Origin of the sequence: Thalassomonas sp. RHCl1, assembly GCF_947387555.1 — a bacterium.
GTDB lineage: Bacteria > Pseudomonadota > Gammaproteobacteria > Enterobacterales > Alteromonadaceae > Thalassomonas.
Genome location: NZ_CANDNZ010000011.1, coordinates 15,020 through 33,201, shown reverse-complemented (window position 1 = coordinate 33,201; position 18,182 = coordinate 15,020). Strand labels below are relative to the sequence as shown.

Below are 18,182 nucleotides of genomic sequence, written 5' to 3'. Positions count from 1 at the left end.
CATGTTATTGAAAATGTTTGCTTTTGAATGGCGCTATTTTACCCGCCAGCCATCTTTTTATGTCACTGCGTTAATTTTTTTCCTGCTGACGTTTTTTGCCACCGTCAGTGAAAACGTGCAAATCGGCGGCGGCGGTAATGTGGTCTACAACGGGCCGTTTTCTATTGCCCAAACCCTGCTGATCATGGGTATATTTGCTATGTTTTTGGTGGTGAATTTTGTCGCCAGCACGGCAACCCGTAATGAAAGCAGCCAGATGTCCGAGCTGCTTTATTCTAAACCCATCAACCCGGCGAGTTATCAGTTGGGGCGTTTCCTCGGGGCATTTGCCGTGGTGCTGACGGTATTTGCTTTTGTGCCGCTGGGCATCTTGCTGGGTTGTTTTATCGGTAGTATGACCGGCTGGGTTGATCCCGAACGCTTGGGGCCGACTGTGCTTAGCCATTATTTCAGCGCCTTTTTCTACCTTTCCCTGCCGACCTTACTGGTACTGTCCTGCTTTTTTTATGCGGTGGCGATCCGTTTCCGCTCTATGATGGCGGTGTACCTGGCTGCGGTGGCGGTTTTTATTCTTTATGTTATTGCCGGGCAGTTTGCGTCAGAGCCAGAGTACCGGACATTGGCAGCCTTGCTCGATCCTTTTGCTTCCAATACTTTTATGGAAGTGACCCGCTACTGGACCATGTTTGATAAAAATAACAGCGGGATAGAGTTATCCGGGATTTTATTGCAAAACCGCTTGTTATGGCTGGCGGTGGCTGTGGCGATCATGGCCTTGTTTGGTGGTTTCCGCTCGGGTATACGTTTGCCTAAAGTGAAAGCGGCTAAAAAGCCTTCCGCACAAACGGGCAATGATTTCAGCGCTTTGCTTAATAATGATATTTCTTTTAAAAGCAGCGGTATCCAAACCTGGGCACATCTGGCCCTGCGTACTAAATTTGAAATCAAGCAGGTGATCTTCAGCGCCCCTTTTGTGGTACTGATGCTGATGACGGTCTTTTTCCTGGTCGCCCCGTTAGTGGACCCAAGCGGCATGTTTGGCACGCCGAACTGGCCGCTAACCCAGATCATGGTTGATCTGATTGTCGGTTCTACCCGTTTGTTTATGTTTATCGTGCTGGCCTATTACAGTGCGGAAATTGTCTGGCGTGAGCGTAATTCGGGGATGGGGGATATCGTTGATTCCCTGCCGGTGAATAATATCACTTTCTGGCTCTCGAAAATGGTGGCCATCACCTTAGTGGTTGCCCTGTTGTTTGTTTTTGCCATGGCGGTGACCATAGCCAATCAGTTGATACAAGGTTATAGCAACCTGGAAATTTCCCAATACCTGATACGTTTAGGTTATCTCAATGTCTTGCCTTTGATGATGACGGCAATACTGGCGTTTTTCCTGCAAGTGATCAGCCCGAATAAGTATGTGGGTATGTTGTTGTTTGTACTCTTTATCATCAGCTCTATCGTGTTGAGCAATTTTGGTTTTAGCCACAAGATGTTCCAGTTTGCCGATTCCCCGCGGTTGTTTTATTCGGATATCAATGGTTACGGCGGCTTTTTGGACAGTCATTTCTGGTATATGTTGTATTGGGGCGGCTTCTGCCTGATATTGGCGGCATTAACTCATGCCCTATGGCACAGGGGACCGGTGCAGCCGCTTAAGGTACGGGTGAAAAATGTCGGTTATTATCTCGGGACTCCCGGAAAGTCGGCATTAGCCATGGGCTTGCTGGTCTTTATCGGTGCCGGTAGTTATATCCACTACAATACCCGGGTGTTAAATGAGTTTGTGATCCAGGACGACAGGGAAGCCTTGCAGGCGGAATATGAAAAGCAGTATGTGCAATATAAAGAGGCCAATATTCCGACCATCATCAAAACTTTTGCCAAGGTGGATATGTATCCGGCACAGCGCAGGATTGAGGCGGAAGCCGAAATCAGCGTCACCAATAGCGGTAATGAGCCTATCAGCCGCTTCCTGGTCTCCAAGCCGGAATTCACCGGGGAGTGGGGAGTAGAAATTGCCGGCGGGCATTTAGGTTTGCTGGATAAGACCTTTGATCTTGCCTGGTTTGAATTTGAACAGCCGCTGATGCCGGGAGAAAGCCGCAAGGGTAAACTTTTAGCCCACCGGGCCCATCAGGGTTTTAGCGACGGCAACAATGATTTTACTCTGGTGAAAAACGGCAGCTTTATCAATAACTATGAGCTTTTCCCCACCTTTGGTTACCGGCAAGATCAGCAGTTAAGCGACCGTCATATGCGCCGTAAATATGGCTTGGAGCCACTGCAGCGCGCCAATAAACTCGAAGATACTAACTTCTACAATGAGAGTTTCTTTGGTAAAGGGGTCGGCTTTATTGACTTTGAAGCCAGGGTTTCTACTTCGGCAGACCAGTTCGCCATTGCTCCGGGTTACCTGCAAAGTGAAAAGCTTGAGGGAGATCGCCGCATTTACCACTATAAGATGGATGCTCCTATGGTGAATTTTTACTCGATTATGTCCGCCCGGTTAACGGCGAAAAAACATGAGTATAAAGGCATCAATATCGAGGTCTATTATCATCCGGATCACGGCATGAACGTCGATACCATGATTGCCTCGGTACAGGACAGCATAGATTATTTCACCGAGCACTTTGGCCCGTATCAGCACAGGCAAATGCGGATTATCGAATATCCGGGTTACCGCACTTTTGCCCAGAGTTTTGCCAATACCGTGCCTTATTCGGAGCGCATCGGTTTTATCAGTGATTTGCGTGATGCGGAAAATATCGACCCTGCCTATTATGTTACCGCCCATGAGGTGGCCCATCAGTGGTGGGGGCACCAGGTGGGGGCCGCCAATGTTCAGGGCAGCGCCATTATTTCCGAAACCCTGTCGCAATACGGCGCGCTTATGGTGATGGAGAAGAAATACGGCCAGGAAAAAATCCGTAAGTTCTTAAAATATGAACTGGACCGTTATCTACGTGGCCGCAGCGAGGAGTTTCTTGAGGAAATGCCGCTGTTTCGCAGTGAGAGCCAGAGTTATATCCATTACCGCAAGGGCTCGGTGGTGATGATGTCCTTGAAGGACCGTCTGGGTGAATTAAAGTTAAACCGGGCGTTGAAAGGGTTTTTGGCCGAGTTTAAATATCAGAGCAGTCCTTACCCGACCACATTGGATTTGATGGCTTATATTAACCGTGAAGCCGATGAGCAGGAGCAGGCCTTTGTCAGCAACCTGTTCGAGCATATCAGCCTTTATGATCTGAAAACCACAGACGTTAAGGTGGTGGCCGTGGATGAGGGCAGCGAGGGGGAAAATACGCTGTTTGATGTCACCCTGACCATAGAGGCGGCGCTGAAACAGGCGGACGGCCAGGGCAAAGAAACCGATGTTGAATTCAGCGACCTGGTGGATATCGGCTTGTTTAATGCCGATCCCGAAGATTTAAGTGCACAGGATTATGTGCTTTATCTGGCTAAGCACGCCATTAAAACCGGCACCAATGAAATCACCATCCGGGTGAAAGGCAAACCCGAATATGCCGGTGTTGATCCTTTCGTGAAACTGGTAGACAGGGACAGCGCCGATAATATTTATCGCCTGTAATTGCTGTTTAGTCCATCTGAACCCGGTGCCAGCCGGGTCAGGTGGCGTTATCCGTTTACTTCAGGGAAAAGTCCACTTGCCTGACTTTGATATTCACTCCTGAGGCAAGCAATTCATCATAGAAATCGACAATATTGCACTCAGGCACCTGCTTGCAGACGATGCCGTATTTTAGCACCCCAGGTTTATGGCTTTGCAGTGCGGCACGTTTAAACCAAAATAATGCCTGACTGAAGTCCTGCTGTACATGCTGGCCGTTTAAATACATCTGTGCCAGATTCACTTGTCCCTCAGCATAACCTAGTTCGGCAGAGGCCTGAAATTGCTCAAACGCCGATTGCAAACTTGTTTCCAGGGCAGTTTGTTGTAGAAAAGCCATACCCGAGTAATTCTGTTTTTTACCGGGAATTAAAGCGCTGCTTTTATCAACCGGTTTTGACGGGCCGACCAGGTTGCCGTCCAGGGTATTTAATACCGGGCGTTTTACCATATAAATAGCGCCGCTGTCTTTCATTGTTGCTAATTCATTGCTGGTGAAATCGTAACGCCTGGTTTCGAAATAATCGGGGTACCTTAAATGCCCGTAGCGGATACTCTTTTCCATGGCGCGCTGTCTGAGATAGAAAAAGTTGCCGTAAAGCAAGGTGACAACATCCCCAGTAATATCAACAACTTTTGCCAGGCGATATTTTTCATTGGGTCGTAACTGTTCGGGAGTAACCCCTGGGAGCAGGCGATAATCTAAAAAATACAAATCATCAACTTTTGGCGAGTTTATATAAGCTTGAGTTTGTTGTGCTTCTTGATGGTTGTTAATAACTGTGTTCGCTGTTGTTAATATCAAGCCGGCAACAAGGGCAATACCTGGGAACAGCGTCAGGTGGCGTAACCGGGTTCTGGCTGATTTTCCCGGGAGAAGTTTGTTAAGCAAGGATGGTTTTACCACATTAGCGTTTAATGCTGCATTCATGTCGGCTTTCCCCGTGCGTGTTCTATTTCATAATAAATTATTGTTATTATTTATTAATATCACTGTTTACCTCCTTGCTCAAGATAAAACGAATTTCTTCGTATTTATTTCGAAGGTAACTTAACATGGCAAAGCCTGTTAATAGTTAAAAATGTGGATATTCGGGCTGTCACCAAGTTCCTTGTTGTAAATGAAGGCGAAGCTGCTCGGCGATAAGGCTAATAATTTCACCAGATAAGACTGAGTGTTGACTTGCATTAACCTGCTAAGTCCCTTGCCTGCTTGCCAGCTCCATAAACCATGGTTGCGCCAGAAGAAAACCTTGTCGCCTGCCAGTTGCAGCAATTTGCCAATGTGGTGGTTGCCGTCAGGAAAGGACAGATTGTGGTTCATTAAGCTGCTGTCAGGTGCAAGCTCAACCAGCTGTTGGCCATCATTATTGCTGTCGTCGCTTTGCAGCAACATAAGTTTTCCTTCCCCGGTTTCAAAGCAAGGACCATTTGCAGGCCAGTGGTTGCTGATATTGTTTTCTGCGCCAAATAAATAACTGTCGAAGGCGCCATAACCGCTGGTGCCTAAAATAAAGCGGCCGCCGCTCAGGGCTGTGGTATGGGCTATGGGTTCGGATCTGCTTTGCCAGAGTAACCGGCCGCTGCCTGTATGGATTGCATACCAGGCGCCCAGGCCACTGGTGCCGTAGTCGGCATAAGAGAGCATTAATATGTGATCGGATATCAGCAGTTCCTGAGCGCCAGGTACCCAATAACGTGGTTCTTTCTCTCTTGTCTGGGGCAGATCTTCGGGTAAGACATTCGGTGAGCAAATAAGAATACGTTTTTCATTGACCACAGGTAACCGGGTTTGCCAGATCAAATCGCCGGATAAAGACAGGCGCAACAAACGCGGTTGCAAACCAAATGTCGGGTGTTTTTTCGCTTGGTACAGCTGAACAATGATTTCCCGGCGGTCAATTTTGACCTTGCCCAAGCGCTCCTCTTGTTCCAGAGGGATTGCTATTTCGGTAAAGCTACAGCCGCTATCTGTGCTGAAAAAGAGGCTGCTGCTGCCGGTGAGTACGCAAATATCATCTTTGACATCACCAAAACGGCATGGCTGTGGCAAGCGGGTGTTGAATAACAGATAACCGTCGAGCCGGGTCACCATAAAACAATGGTTATCCTCACTATTGATGCCGCACAAGGTTAGCGGGTCAAGGCAAAAGGGAGCGGATAATTGCGGCGGTAAAAGATACCGGATTTCACTGCCGCTATGACCGGGTGTATTCTTGTTATTCATAGCTTTAATAAGGCCGGTGTTAACGAGACAGCGGATATCTGGGCGCTATTTTGTTATTTCTGGCCGCCTGCATAAGTTGATTATTGATAACGTTACCAAAAATTGTTTGTTTTGGCAGTACTATCAGGTCTTGATGTTTTAAATCAACTTAATAACTGGGCGAGTGTTTTCGGGTGCTCTTTTACCGAGAGGATTAATTTTGATCCCGGCGACATTAACGACAGATCGCGGGCTTCATTGAGACGGATTGAAATTTTTTGTCCTTTGTCTTTAGTAAATGGCCCGAAGATCATTGAGATACGTCCGGTGATGCTTTGTTCGCCGAGTTTGATGGTGACATCCGCCCCCGCCTTGAGTGGATTTTTGGGATGTTCCTGCAGCCAGAATAAATATTCATCTGAGGAACTGTTGTTTAACAGGTAACCTATAGGCTGGTGTGCCGGAATAACCTTAGAGCCTGCCGGAGACTGGAAATAATAACCGGCTTGTTCTGCACGCAAATAATGGCTTTCGGACTGCTGCTCGCTCAGATCAACAATATCCAGTTTAGCAACCGCCTGATCTTTATCGACCTGAGTACCTTGGGTGATCAGTTGTTCGTTAATCACCACCTTTTCCTGCATCATCATTGGCTGGTAATTTTCTATGCTGACCTGCACCTTGTAGTCTTGCTTGGGGGTTAGTGTGATAAATTGAATGCCAACGGCAGCAATAAAGGCAATGAAGCACAGGGCCAATATTGATTTGCCAATAATGGAGGCTTTTTTGGCAGCGCCTTGATTTGTTTGTTCGCTGAATCTTTTAATAACTGACATAGGGAGAACCTGTTTCTTCTTAAGGTATGGTCGATAGTTAAACGGGGTTTACCAACCCCGGGACTAAGCCGTTTGTTTGCTATCGGGGGAGAAAATGCCTCTAGCCTGGTGATGAAGCTCTTGATGCCGAAAGTCCCGCCGTTATTAATTATGATTAAATGACATAAATTTAAAACTGTTAGATCTGACAGGTTAATCATCGGCATCTGCGCTTGCCTTATATCGTTTCAGTTATGAAGACCTTGCCGGCAGAGGTTTTATTCCCTTGAGAAAGTGATGGCTGTGGATCGATTAATCCGCCCACCATCTCGTTTAGCAGTTCTAAGCTGCTAAGTTCAATAAACCCTTTATTTACTTTGAAACTGTCCGCCTGAGTGGAGGTTAATTTTGTGTGTTTCATTGATGATTTCCTCTTTCATTTTACTGACAATGGCAACAAGTATTATTGGCCCTGTGTTGCTGTCTGTTATGGCTAACAAAGTAAGTGTCCCCATCGAAATCGAGCAATAAGTAGGCTGTAACTTTTGCGTAACCAAACTGTGACTTTCTTTATTATCAGTTACTTATAATGAAGTCTGGCATCTGGAAATTAATTAGGTTACTATCTTGTTAACAGGAGTAAGCTGTTGCATTAGGAAGTAAGGACGACAGGTCAAGTGATTGTATTAGGTAGTTACAATTTGGATGTAGAGGAAATGACGTTAACCCGGGACGGGGTAGAGGTCATACTCGAACCTAAAGTGTTAGCGGTGTTACTTTATCTTTATCAGCACCATGACACTTATATTTCCATGGAAGAGTTGCATGAAAAAGTCTGGCAGGGACGGGTGGTTTCTGATGCTGCAGTGCGCCGGACCATAAGTAAGCTGCGCCTGTTATTTAAAGACGATCACAAAGTGCCGCGTTATATCAAGTCATTGCCGAAACGGGGCTATAAGTTGATTTGTCCTGTTTCAGGTAGCTATAACCAAGGTGATAGCGCACCGGAAACGACTAGCGGTGAAGGCGAGTCTCAGGCTCAGCTTGAGGGAGAAGCAACACTAAGCCGGACTGCTGCCGGCGACAAGGCAAACGCTCAGATTGCGGATAATCACCAGGCAAACTCAATTCCCGTTGCCGGGACTCAAGGTAAAAAATCAGCCAAGCCCCTTACTTTATCGGCGCTTTTTCTTGTTATCTTATTTTTGGCCGGTTTTATCTATTATTTTACCGGCAATGACGCGGTAACCCCGGAAGAGTCAGCGGTTTCCTCAGAAGTACTCCATTCTCTGCCCGGAGATAAATTAGCCCTGGCACAGTCGCCGAACCGGCAGTATTTTGCTTTTTCCGGGCAGGTCAGCGAAGACACCGGTTATCAGGTGTATATTAAACGGGAAAACGGACATGATTTTTTGCCTGTGACCCATAATGCTCATGTGCCAATTTCGTTAGCTTTTTCAGTAAATAACGATGCGCTGTTTTATTCGGATATGAAAGAAGGCAGCTCATCATTAAACAGCATAACTCTTAGCGACGGTGCAGATTATCAAACGCAGCCCTTATTGGAAAACTACTTTAAGATAGGCAATATCTTTACCTCTAATGACCCGCAATTGGTTTATTTTTCCGGGCAAAAAAAGGCAAACGAACCCAGGTATATTTACCGCTATAACCGCAGCACGCAGCAAACCGTCAGGGTGACATCAAGCACCAATATCAAAGATTTAGATATTAAAGGCACTATCACACCGGACGGTAAATTGATGGCTGTGCTTCGTTATTCTGAATTTGAAAATGCCGATGAAATCAGGATCATCGATTTAGACAGTAAAACGGTTATTTACCGTCGTCAGCAAAACAATATTGTTTATGATCTGCGTTGGTTTGATAATGAAAATTTACTGATTCTTAATAAAGAACAATTGTTTAAGCTTGATTATAAGCAGGATGCCGCGCTTGAAGTACTGGGGCGGGAGCATAACCTTATTGCTTTGGCGAACGTAGATCAACAGCAAGTATTAGCGGTTTCTACGCAGCAATCGGCGCCGAAGAACTTGTTTTTTGAACAGGAACTGCCTTTTAACGACTGGACTACCCGGAAAATTTATAATGTTGAGCCTAATGTCCTTTATATGGCGCATCAGGCTGACGATAAAACAAAGACGATTTTGGTGAATAGGGATAATATTGCCACCCTGGGTAAATTGCACACCGTCACCAATGAAAGTACGCCTTACATTGAAACCGAATACAACCTGCTTCCCATTGCTTCGGCTTCATCCGGGTTACAGGAATTAATTAAAATTAATCATCGTTTTGCCTTGCTTAATACCGAAACCAGCAGTTTAACCTATATCACTTCCGGGGATGACTATGTCGGGGATGCCAGTTTTACTGATGATGAGAACCATATTTTATTTTCGGTTAAAGGTTATGAGCAGTGGGAGGTCTACCGTTATAACATAGCGAGTAAAACTTCCAGTTTGTTGTTGAGCGGCTTTCGTTATATACGTCCCTATGGTGATGGTTTTATCCTGGGGACGGCCGAAGGAGAGTTGTTCTGGCATAATGACCAAACCGGGGAACAGGTTGCACTTGATAACCAATTATCTACCGAGCCCAATACCCATTGGGATGTTAACGGCAACTTCATTTTTTGGAGTAGCCATGATCTGGTACAAACCGTTTTTTATCAGCTGGATATCAGCGATATCAATAAGCCGGTAAAGCTAAGCAAGACTTTTGATTATAATAAGATCAAGCCTTATTTTTCCGTTAAAAAGGATGGTTCATCCCTGTTATATTCTGTACGGCAAAAGGGGAAATCTGAGATATTGACGTTAAGGCTCGATCAAACATAGACATAAAATAATTCTTTGAATTCATAAGGATGTGATAATTCAACGACGACGCAGTTATTGTGGAAGTTCCTGCCAGGCGGAGCTGACAATGGCATATTTGCACTAGTTTCAGGAAGAAAACAGTCGTGTTCAAAATAATAATAATAACCTGCAAGGCACTGCTTTTTACCCTTAATTTATTGTTTACTCTTCAGGAGTTGGCCTATCTCAGTGAGTTTGGCGCTCAAGGACCCGGGAGGGGGGCTCCCTTCTACCTTTGTACCGATAGTCCGACAAGATGTGAAAGAAAAATATAAACCTGGAGTTTGTTTATTCTTGTCATAAGTGCTTATTCCGGGTGTTCAATGCTTGATGCTAAAAGCCAGGGACCGCAACCGGTAATTGCGCCTGCCAGATATAATCTACGCCGCAGTAAACCTTAACCTCGAATATTTTTTAAATTTCCTCATCTTTAACTATTACCTGCTTAGCTGTTATCGATTGATTATGCCAGTCTGCACCGGCATCAGATAATGGGTTAAGAGGCTAAGTCATAAGGCTATTGCTATTGTATAGTTGCACTGCCGCTCCTGCTGTTATTTTTCTGGTCATTAATCCTTTTTCCAAACGGGAATGAATTTCTATGGCCGTTATGCTTATCCCAGCTAAAAATTTTTTTATTGGCTAAGACATGGCTTGATGATTTTTCCTTCAAATAGGTTTGTTGCCTGCAGTCTATGTTGAGCATGAGTACAGCAAAACGTCATAAAGCCATGCTAACGCTGCCGGGCAGGAATAATGCAAGCCTTTCAGTGCTTGATAGCAAGCTCAGGTTCAAGAAAAAAAGCATTTTTTTCGAAATTATGCATTGTTAGCTGAAAATTAATGTTCGCTTGTATCGTTATGATTTGTATGGGTTTTTGTTGTGACTTTTCTGTAACCAAAGGAAGTTATGGGAAGATTATAAGGAAATAACTGCTAAATCACGGCGCCATTATTGGTGAATAGCTTGGTTACTTTCAAATTGGAGTTGCTTTTAAACAACGCCGATTTGGCATCAATAACTGGAAGAAACAGTCGTGATGAAAACAATAAAAACAACATTCAAAACATTCACTTTATCTTTTGCTTTATTAGCAGCTAGCGGACAGTCAGCCCTAGCCAATGAAAATATCAGTCAAGAGTTAGCGAACATTTCCAGTTCCTTTATTTGTGCGGACAGTCCGACAAGATGTGAAATTCAGCTTCAGGAGCAATTAGCCGCTGCAGCCGCTGCTGCCGAATATGACAGCCAGCAGTCTGAGACATATAGCAACCAGGAGCCTGTAACTCAGTCCAGTGCTTTTATCTGTGCGGACAGCCCGACCAGATGTGAATAGGGCTACAACCCTCTGGCTTGAGTATTAAAGATAAAAAGGCAATAGCATGAAACATATAGAGCAAATGATCGAGAAAATTGAGTCAATCGATTCCAAAAAAGGTTTAAACGACTTTTTTCAGGAAGTCGGGAAAACTTTTCATTATGCCTGGTCAGGTCTTGTGGTATTTGAACCTAGCTCCAGTAAGCATTTTATCCCGAAGTTTTTTGGTGATGTTCCTGCCGGGCTACGTACTTTTATTGGTCAGGATGACAACATCAAGCGCTATTGCCTTAATGAAAGCAAGCCGGCTGATTATCGAAAGCTTTTGCTGGAAAAAAAGGCTTTAATACCATCAAATGAGACAGAGGGGATTTTTTCCCCGGAGGAATGTCAGTTGGTTATCCCGGTGAATGGATTGGGCAGCGAATTTGCCTGCTTGATCTTCTCTATGCCACAGCAGCTGATGGAAGAAAAAATACTGGAAAAACTCGGTTGGTACTGGGTGATGTTGTCTCCTTTTATTTATTCAAGGTATAGAAAAAAGGTGATGGAGCAGGTAACCAAGATGACCAAAAGAGAGCTGGAATGCATCAAATGGGCGTCTGAGGGGAAAACCTCTTGGGAAATTAGCCAGCTGCTTACCATTAGTCAAAGGACGGTTGATTTTCATCTGGCTAATTGTATTGCTAAAACCGACAGTATTAATCGCCAGCAGGCCGTGGTGAAGTGTATTTTACATGGCCATTTATTGGCCGTTTAAGCTCTGCTGAAAGTTTCATGGGGAAATACCGCCGCTGGCACTTATTGTGCCGGTAGTGCCTCAAACCCGGTTATGATGTCACGGTACATCTGGCGGTTTCCCCTCATCAGCAATTCTATCTAACAGCTCCGCCGGCTTTCCTCAAACTCTAAGTTCTGGTTGACGAGCTCCACTTGTGTGCACTCCTGCCTGTCAATATGCAGAATTTCCTCGCGACCAATGGCGATTTTTACAAGTTCTGCAAGAGAATTTACAGTAACGTTATGTTTTTAAGGTTTTTTATTTTGTGCTGTTTTAAACCTGGATATAAGATCGCCAGGTTAAGATAAACAGTTATTTAGGAGATGTCATAAATACACTGAGTTGTTTAGCAGACATTTAACTGTTAATTAGACACTGTTTTCAACGATAAAGTTTTAACTGTTCACTATGCTTTTCTTGTTATCTATTTGTTTATAAATGCATTTGTTCTTTTGGTTCACTTGTTGCTATTCATCAAGACAAATTACAGATGATTTGATCAATTGAGGGTAACCAAGATGAAAAGCAAAATATTAATACTGACCGGTTTATTGGCGTTAACTGCACCTGTGCAGGCAGATGAAATTGTTGAAGCCGTGCCTGATAACACCATAGGCCAGGCTGTTGGCGGCTGGAGTTCCTTTTTGATCGGCGGGGCCGTCGGCGGCCCGATAGGTGCAATCGTTGGCGGCATTGCCGGTGCCTGGACCGGGGGCAATATTCAACAGGCAACAGATAAGAGTGAGAACGGTTATTTGGTGAAGGCAGAGGATGGCAGCACGCAATATATACGCTCTCCCAATCAGACTTTTGCTGTGGGTGATCAGGTAAAAGTGACCGGAATTCGCGTAATTGCTGATGAAAATCAAAGTAAGCAAACGGAAAATTCTGAATAATAGCCATCTGTGGTTATGTACCCCGGTAGACCTGGTAGCGGATAGCGCCGGTTTTTATTTGATTTTTACAAAAGGCCATCTTAATGACAACTTGCCTGACAACAAATGAAATAGCGGTCGATGCCCGGCTAAAGCAGGCTGAACAACCCCGTTTGCCGGGGGATCTGGCGATGTGGTTTTTTATCCTGATGGAACTGACGGTTTTTGCTATCTTTTTTATCGGTTTTGCCGTGGCTGAGCGCCTTAATCCCCAGTTATTTACCAGCGGCAGGGAAAGCCTGCATGTCTGGGTAGGTCTGGTTTGTACCTTGACCTTAGTGATCAGCAGTTATTTTGTCGCCCTTGCCGTGGTTAAGGTGAGGGAAAATAACAACCCGGCGGCAAAAAAGCTGTTGTTACTGGCGTTATTGTTTGCCTGTGTTTATCTGGGGGTGAAACTTTGGGAATATCAACAGTTAATCGAGCTGGGGTATGACTTGTCCACCAACACTTTTTATACCTTGTATTTTTTTACCACCGCCTTTCACTTTATGCATGTGCTGCTGGGCATGATTATTTTAGGTTATATGGCGGCCAAAACCGGAAAAAATGTTTATTCAAAGCACAACTGTCAGGGTTTTGAAGCCGGCGCTACCTACTGGCATATGGTGGATCTGGTGTGGATACTATTATTTTTTCTTGTTTATGTCGTCCATTAAGGGGAGCTTGATGTTGTCAAAATTCACCGAAGCCACCGGGATACATATCTCGGCAAGTTTGCTGCTGATATTAACCCTGTTGAGCATTGGTCTGAGTCGCTATTATCCGGCCTCCTGGTGGTTGACCGTTACTCTGGTATTGTTAACCGTCATCAAGGGACAGCAGATCACCGATGTCTTTATGGAATTAAGGCATGCCCCGGCTAACTGGCGATTTTTCCTGCTTGCCTATGCTGTGGTTATCCCAATTTTATTAGCTGCCATCTTATACCTGTAACCAAGATATTTACTTTATTTTACTTTGCTTTAGCTAATTATGTTGTATTTTAATTACAGAAAAACTTAAGGAAAAAGGATGATGAAACCTAGTTTATTACCATCGATATCAGCTGCCATGTTTTCTTTTGTATTGTCTGTCGCAATGCCCGCTTTGGCGGCAGAACATTCGCATCACCATGAAGAATCAACCATGACCTTAGATCAAGGCAAGAAATGGCCGATTGATGAAAGTTTGCATACCGGGATGTCCGGGATAAAAAAGCTGATGTCGGCCGCCATCGGTGATATTCATCACCATAAATTTACCGTTGAAAAATACCGGAACCTGGCGGATGAGTTGCAGGGACAGCTGGATTATATTTTTAAAAATTGCAACTTGCCTCCTGCTGCCGATGGCCAGTTGCATATTCTGCTTTCCGGCATGATCCAGGGAGTTGAACAAATGAAGGTTCATGAGAACGCACGTGGCGGAGCGATCAAGATCATGAAGGCATTACACGCTTATCCTGAGTATTTTGCCGACGGAAACTGGCAATAAGGTGTTCTACCGGCCGCTCATGCTTTAGTTGAATTTGCTGACTGTTTTTTGAGCAAGGTCAAATAGGTCTTTCCTGTACTTGTGGCATTCTATAATTATGATAGTGGTTGCCAAGAGTACAGGATGTTATGGGACGCAATATAGATCAGCAGGAATATTCACCACAGGATTATTTTCTTTTTCAGCAGGCGCTCTACCAGCAGCTGGAGCAGCTTAAGGAGTTGATGAAACAGCCGTCTTTTGGTGACGGGCCGCTCAGCTTGGGGGCCGAGTTGGAAATGTACCTGGTGGACGATGAGGCCCAGGTCAGTTTAAGCAACCAGTTGTTATTAAAAGAGCTGGGCGATCCGCAGTTCCAGCATGAACTCAATCAGTACAACCTGGAACTGAACCTCAATGCGGTTCGGCAAATAGGCAAGCCTTTTACCGCGCTGCGACAGGAAATCCTTGATAAAACCGGCTATTTAGAAAAGGTGGCCCGCCGTCACGGTATCAATATTGTGCCTGTGGGTATATTGCCTACCCTCAGGGCCGAACATCTCAATACCGCCTATATGACGGATGTACCCCGTTACCATTGCCTGTCCAGGCATTTGTACCAGCAGCGGGGGGAAAACTTCAGGGTTAATATCAATGGCGAAGAGCCGGTCTCGGTAAATTTTGCCGATATTGGCTCGGAAGGGGCAAACACCTCTTTCCAGGTACATTTAATGACCCCTAAAGACAGTTTTGTCCGCATCTTTAATGCCGCGCAGCTGACCTCTCCCCTGGTGACCGCCATTGCCGGAAATTCCGGTATTTTCTTGGGCAACCGTTTATGGGATGAAACCCGGATTGCCCTGTTTAAACAGTCTATTGATATCCGGCTGACAGATGCTTTCCAGTGGCAGCAGCCGTCCCGGGTGAATTTTGGCCATGGCTGGGTGCGTACCGGTGCGTGGGAGCTTTTTGCCGAAGCGGTTTCCCTTTATCCCGTGATCTTGCCTTATATGAAGGAGGAAGCCGATGAGGGAAAAGTGCCGGAGCTTGCAGAATTATCCATGCATATGGGCACCATCTGGCCCTGGCACAGGCCGGTATTTTCCAACCAGGGCAATGGCCATGTCCGTATCGAATTTAGGGCGATCCCCGCCGGCCCCACCAGTTTAGATATGCTGGCCAATGCCGCCTTTGCCATCGGCCTGGCTTGCGGACTGGGATTAAACGGCGAAATAGATGATTTGATTTCCTTTATCCCGTTTCGTTTTGCCGAATATAACTTTTACCGGGCGGCGCAGCACGGCCTTGATGCCAGGATTTTGTGGCCCTTGAATAATCACTATTATCCGGAAGAAGTTGCCATTACCGATGTCATCAGGCAAATGTTGCCGCTGGCGGAAAAAGGTTTGTTTTCACTAGGAATAGCGCCGGATGAAATCAGCTTTTTTATTAATATTATCCGGCAAAGGCTGGCAGAAAAAGTTACCGGCGCCGTATGGCAAAAAAATACCTTGCGGACACTGGAGCGGGATTTTGATAAAGATCGAGCCTGTCAGAAACTGGTGCAATTATATATCGAACATAGCCGAAGTTGTCGTCCGGTAGCGACCTGGGAGCGCATATGGCAATAGTTTTCAATGAAATCAGCTATTTTAAGGATCCTTCTCCCGGTTCTTTACCGCCGGACTATCAGGGGTTTTTGTTATCCCTGGCGGGGCCGACTGTTATCGATATTTCCGGGCAAGACACCAGCCGCTGTCGGGTGATCACCAGCTTATTACACGGCAATGAGCCGTCGGGCTTTATTGCTATCCACCGCTGGCTGACCTCGGCTGATAAGCTGGTGAAACCGACCACCAATATCCGTTTTATCCTCGGCTCTCCCGAAGCCGCCAGCCTGGCTCCGCTGCTAAGCCACAGGTATCTGCCTGGCGGTAAAGATCTTAACCGCTGTTTCGGCAGCGGGGAAAATAGCGGTTATTACCTCAGGGCCAACTTGATTGCCGACGCCATCCATCAGGTGTCCCCCGAGGTTGTCGTCGACTTACACAACACTTCGGGTTCCGGACCCGCTTTTGCCGTTTGCCATGGCATCACCGCCAATGTGCTGTCGTTATCGTCATTTTTTTGTGAAACCATTATTTTATCTGCCATTCGCCTCGGGGCGCTGCTGGAGCAGGACTTCTCCTGTCCTACCATCACAGTGGAATGCGGCGGTTGCAACGACGAGTTTGCCCATGAACTTGCCTATGAAGGTATTTGCCATATTTCAGCCTGTGAAACTACCCGCTACTTTCATCAGGAAAGAGAGGTTGAAGTCGTGTATCAACCCCACAGGTTACGGCTTAAGCAAGATATTAACTTATCCTATGGCGGGCAAAATTCAGGTTGTCACGGGGTAACACTCAAAGCCGATATTGAGCAATATAATTTTACCGGTGCCCGTAAGGGAGAGGTGTTGGGTTGGCTGGATCACAAAGGCCTGGATAATTTACTGTTAACGGATGAACAGGGGAAAGATATTATCGGCGAGTATTTTTACGTATCCGGACACCAGTTGCTGTGTGCGGCCGATATGCGGATTTTTATGGCGACCACCATAAAAGATATCGCCATTAACGACTGTTTGTTTTATGTGATCAAAAGCGGACACTAGCCAACAGCTTTTTTCGGCTGTTGGCCAGTGTCTTTAATAGTTCAATTACATGGCTTCCAGGGATTTCCCCCGGGTTTCCTTGATATATTTCACCACAAAGAAGATGCTGATAAAGGCGGAAAGGGCATATAAACCATAGGCGCCCGATAAACCGACACTGCCCAGTAAAATCGGGAAGGTCATGGTAATGGCGAAGTTGGCCAGCCATTGTGCGCCCGCCGCCACCGCCAGTGCCGCGCCGCGGATACGGTTATTAAAGATTTCCCCCAGTAACACCCAAACGACGGGCCCCCAGCTTAAGCCGAAAAAGACCACAAATAAATTGGCCATAATCAGGGCCAGGGTACCCATGTCTTCACTGAGGGCAAGTTTACCCGCCTGGTCAAAACCGCTGGCGCCAAAGATATAGGTCAGCGCCGCCAGGCTGACAAACATGCCCAGGCTGCCGATGAGCAACAAAGGTTTGCGGCCGATTTTGTCGATCAGGGCAATGGCAATAAAGGTGGAAATGATATTGGTGGTGCCGGTCAGGACATTGATAAACAGGGACTGGGATTCGTCAAAGCCTGCCGCCTGCCAAAGTTCGGCGCCGTAATAAAAGACCACATTGATACCGACAAATTGCTGGAATACCGATAAGGCTATGCCCACCCAGATAATCGGGTGAATTTTTTTCTGCCCTTCAAGGAAGAGATCTTTTAATCCCGGTTTATGATCGCCGCGCAGTGACTGTTCTACCTGGGCGATTTGGTTGTTTTCAGCGCCTTTGCTGATGCGTTTAAATATGCCTTTGGCTTGTTCGGTTTTTCCTTGCGCGATTAAATAGCGGGGGGACTCGGGAATAAAAATGATGCCGGCTAAAAACAGCAAGGAGGGGATAAGCTCTACCCAGAACATCCAGCGCCAGGCGGGCAGCTCCAGCAGGAAACTTGCTTCGGCGCCGCCTGCGGTGACGGCAATCAGGTAGTTGCTCAAAAAAGCGACAAACAAACCTAAGACTATGGCCAGTTGCTGCAGGGTTGCCAGGCGTCCGCGTATTGCCGGCGGGGCGACTTCGGCAATATAGGCAGGTGCCAATACAGAGGCGGCGCCTATGCCCAGGCCGCCAAGCAGGCGGTAAAAAATAAATTCTGCGGAAGAGGCTGATATGCCGGAGCCGAAAGCGCTGACGGCAAAGATGATGGCGGTGAGCATCATTACGGGTTTGCGGCCAAAGCGGTCTGACAGCGGCCCTGCCATCAGGGCGCCGATGGCGCAGCCTAAGAGTACCGAGGCGACATTAAAACCTGTGGTGACGTCATTGGAATTAAAGGCATTGCCTAAGGCGGTGACCGTGCCGTTGATCACACCCGAGTCAAAACCAAAGAGAAAGCCGCCGATTGCCGCCACCGAAGAAATAAATAAGACATATAAAACCGAGCTTGGGCTGTCTTCAGTTGCCGGCAGGGTATCGGCGGTATTATCTGAAGAGACTTGTGTGGTCATTAAGCTATTCCCTG

Annotated in this window: 15 protein-coding genes; 10 read left to right on the top strand and 5 right to left on the bottom strand. The window is 46.2% G+C overall.

The annotated features are described in order from the left end of the window. Position 1: 1 nt before the first annotated feature. Positions 2–3,595, top strand: coding sequence for a M1 family aminopeptidase (locus QL234_RS24180; RefSeq protein WP_281560326.1), 3,594 nt, complete (start codon positions 2–4; stop codon positions 3,593–3,595). A 55-nt stretch (positions 3,596–3,650) separates the two neighbouring features. On the opposite strand, the gene QL234_RS24175 is transcribed toward QL234_RS24180, so the two are convergent. The 4 genes from QL234_RS24175 to QL234_RS24160 all read right to left on the bottom strand — a co-directional run bounded on the left by QL234_RS24175 (position 3,651) and on the right by QL234_RS24160 (position 7,076). After that, entirely contained in the window at positions 3,651–4,565 is a 915-nt protein-coding gene (locus QL234_RS24175; protein ID WP_281560325.1) for a tetratricopeptide repeat protein, read from the bottom strand. Between the two features lie 138 nt (positions 4,566–4,703). Continuing rightward, positions 4,704–5,861 (bottom strand): hypothetical protein, encoded by a 1,158-nt coding sequence (locus QL234_RS24170; protein WP_281560324.1) that lies wholly within the window; start codon positions 5,859–5,861, stop codon positions 4,704–4,706. A 143-nt stretch (positions 5,862–6,004) separates the two neighbouring features. Then, entirely contained in the window at positions 6,005–6,676 is a 672-nt protein-coding gene (locus QL234_RS24165; RefSeq protein ID WP_281560323.1) for a hypothetical protein, read from the bottom strand. Between the two features lie 217 nt (positions 6,677–6,893). Beyond that, positions 6,894–7,076 carry a hypothetical protein gene (locus QL234_RS24160; RefSeq protein ID WP_281560322.1) on the bottom strand — a complete coding sequence of 61 codons (183 nt, stop codon included), beginning with the start codon at positions 7,074–7,076 and terminating at the stop codon, positions 6,894–6,896. 280 nt (positions 7,077–7,356) lie between these two features. Here QL234_RS24160 and QL234_RS24155 point away from each other — a divergent pair, with 280 nt between their 5' ends. The 9 genes from QL234_RS24155 (at position 7,357) to QL234_RS24115 (ending at position 16,683) form a co-directional block, all read left to right on the top strand. Beyond that, a complete protein-coding gene (locus tag QL234_RS24155; protein ID WP_281560321.1) occupies positions 7,357–9,516 on the top strand; it encodes a winged helix-turn-helix domain-containing protein in 2,160 nt (719 codons plus the stop codon). Between the two features lie 1,061 nt (positions 9,517–10,577). Continuing rightward, positions 10,578–10,874 (top strand): hypothetical protein, encoded by a 297-nt coding sequence (locus QL234_RS24150; protein ID WP_281560320.1) that lies wholly within the window; start codon positions 10,578–10,580, stop codon positions 10,872–10,874. 46 nt (positions 10,875–10,920) lie between these two features. After that, positions 10,921–11,616, top strand: a complete 696-nt coding sequence (locus tag QL234_RS24145; RefSeq protein ID WP_281560319.1) for a helix-turn-helix transcriptional regulator — start codon at positions 10,921–10,923, stop codon at positions 11,614–11,616. A 539-nt stretch (positions 11,617–12,155) separates the two neighbouring features. Further along, the gene (locus tag QL234_RS24140; protein ID WP_281560318.1) at positions 12,156–12,533 is read left to right on the top strand and encodes a hypothetical protein; all 378 of its coding nucleotides are present in this window, start codon (positions 12,156–12,158) and stop codon (positions 12,531–12,533) included. A gap of 83 nt (positions 12,534–12,616) precedes the next feature. Next, on the top strand, positions 12,617–13,231 hold the full coding sequence (locus QL234_RS24135; protein WP_281560317.1) for a cytochrome c oxidase subunit 3 family protein: 615 nt from the start codon (positions 12,617–12,619) through the stop codon (positions 13,229–13,231). Positions 13,232–13,241: 10 nt separating this feature from the next. Then, on the top strand, positions 13,242–13,508 hold the full coding sequence (locus tag QL234_RS24130) for a cytochrome C oxidase subunit IV family protein (RefSeq protein WP_281560316.1): 267 nt from the start codon (positions 13,242–13,244) through the stop codon (positions 13,506–13,508). A 78-nt stretch (positions 13,509–13,586) separates the two neighbouring features. Further along, positions 13,587–14,048: a hypothetical protein gene (locus tag QL234_RS24125; RefSeq protein WP_281560315.1), complete on the top strand. Its 462-nt coding sequence runs from the start codon at positions 13,587–13,589 to the stop codon at positions 14,046–14,048. A gap of 128 nt (positions 14,049–14,176) precedes the next feature. Beyond that, the gene (locus QL234_RS24120; RefSeq protein ID WP_281560314.1) at positions 14,177–15,658 is read left to right on the top strand and encodes a hypothetical protein; all 1,482 of its coding nucleotides are present in this window, start codon (positions 14,177–14,179) and stop codon (positions 15,656–15,658) included. Then, a complete protein-coding gene (locus tag QL234_RS24115) occupies positions 15,649–16,683 on the top strand; it encodes a succinylglutamate desuccinylase/aspartoacylase family protein (RefSeq protein WP_281560313.1) in 1,035 nt (344 codons plus the stop codon). The genes QL234_RS24120 and QL234_RS24115 overlap by 10 nt, the downstream gene beginning before the upstream one ends. A gap of 45 nt (positions 16,684–16,728) precedes the next feature. Here QL234_RS24115 and QL234_RS24110 read toward each other — a convergent pair whose 3' ends face one another. Beyond that, the gene (locus QL234_RS24110; RefSeq protein ID WP_281560312.1) at positions 16,729–18,168 is read right to left on the bottom strand and encodes a sugar porter family MFS transporter; all 1,440 of its coding nucleotides are present in this window, start codon (positions 18,166–18,168) and stop codon (positions 16,729–16,731) included. Positions 18,169–18,182: the final 14 nt, after the last annotated feature.

Bases quoted from the DNA above. Each gene is read 5' to 3' on its own strand.
- QL234_RS24180 (WP_281560326.1), top strand. From the start codon at position 2: ATGTTATTGAAAATGTTTGCTTTTGAATGGCGCTATTTTACCCGCCAG.
- QL234_RS24175 (WP_281560325.1), bottom strand. From the start codon at position 4,565: ATGAATGCAGCATTAAACGCTAATGTGGTAAAACCATCCTTGCTTAAC.
- QL234_RS24170 (WP_281560324.1), bottom strand. From the start codon at position 5,861: ATGAATAACAAGAATACACCCGGTCATAGCGGCAGTGAAATCCGGTAT.
- QL234_RS24165 (WP_281560323.1), bottom strand. From the start codon at position 6,676: ATGTCAGTTATTAAAAGATTCAGCGAACAAACAAATCAAGGCGCTGCC.
- QL234_RS24160 (WP_281560322.1), bottom strand. From the start codon at position 7,076: ATGAAACACACAAAATTAACCTCCACTCAGGCGGACAGTTTCAAAGTA.
- QL234_RS24150 (WP_281560320.1), top strand. From the start codon at position 10,578: ATGAAAACAATAAAAACAACATTCAAAACATTCACTTTATCTTTTGCT.
- QL234_RS24145 (WP_281560319.1), top strand. From the start codon at position 10,921: ATGAAACATATAGAGCAAATGATCGAGAAAATTGAGTCAATCGATTCC.
- QL234_RS24140 (WP_281560318.1), top strand. From the start codon at position 12,156: ATGAAAAGCAAAATATTAATACTGACCGGTTTATTGGCGTTAACTGCA.
- QL234_RS24135 (WP_281560317.1), top strand. From the start codon at position 12,617: ATGACAACTTGCCTGACAACAAATGAAATAGCGGTCGATGCCCGGCTA.
- QL234_RS24130 (WP_281560316.1), top strand. From the start codon at position 13,242: ATGTTGTCAAAATTCACCGAAGCCACCGGGATACATATCTCGGCAAGT.
- QL234_RS24125 (WP_281560315.1), top strand. From the start codon at position 13,587: ATGATGAAACCTAGTTTATTACCATCGATATCAGCTGCCATGTTTTCT.
- QL234_RS24120 (WP_281560314.1), top strand. From the start codon at position 14,177: ATGGGACGCAATATAGATCAGCAGGAATATTCACCACAGGATTATTTT.
- QL234_RS24115 (WP_281560313.1), top strand. From the start codon at position 15,649: ATGGCAATAGTTTTCAATGAAATCAGCTATTTTAAGGATCCTTCTCCC.
- QL234_RS24110 (WP_281560312.1), bottom strand. From the start codon at position 18,168: ATGACCACACAAGTCTCTTCAGATAATACCGCCGATACCCTGCCGGCA.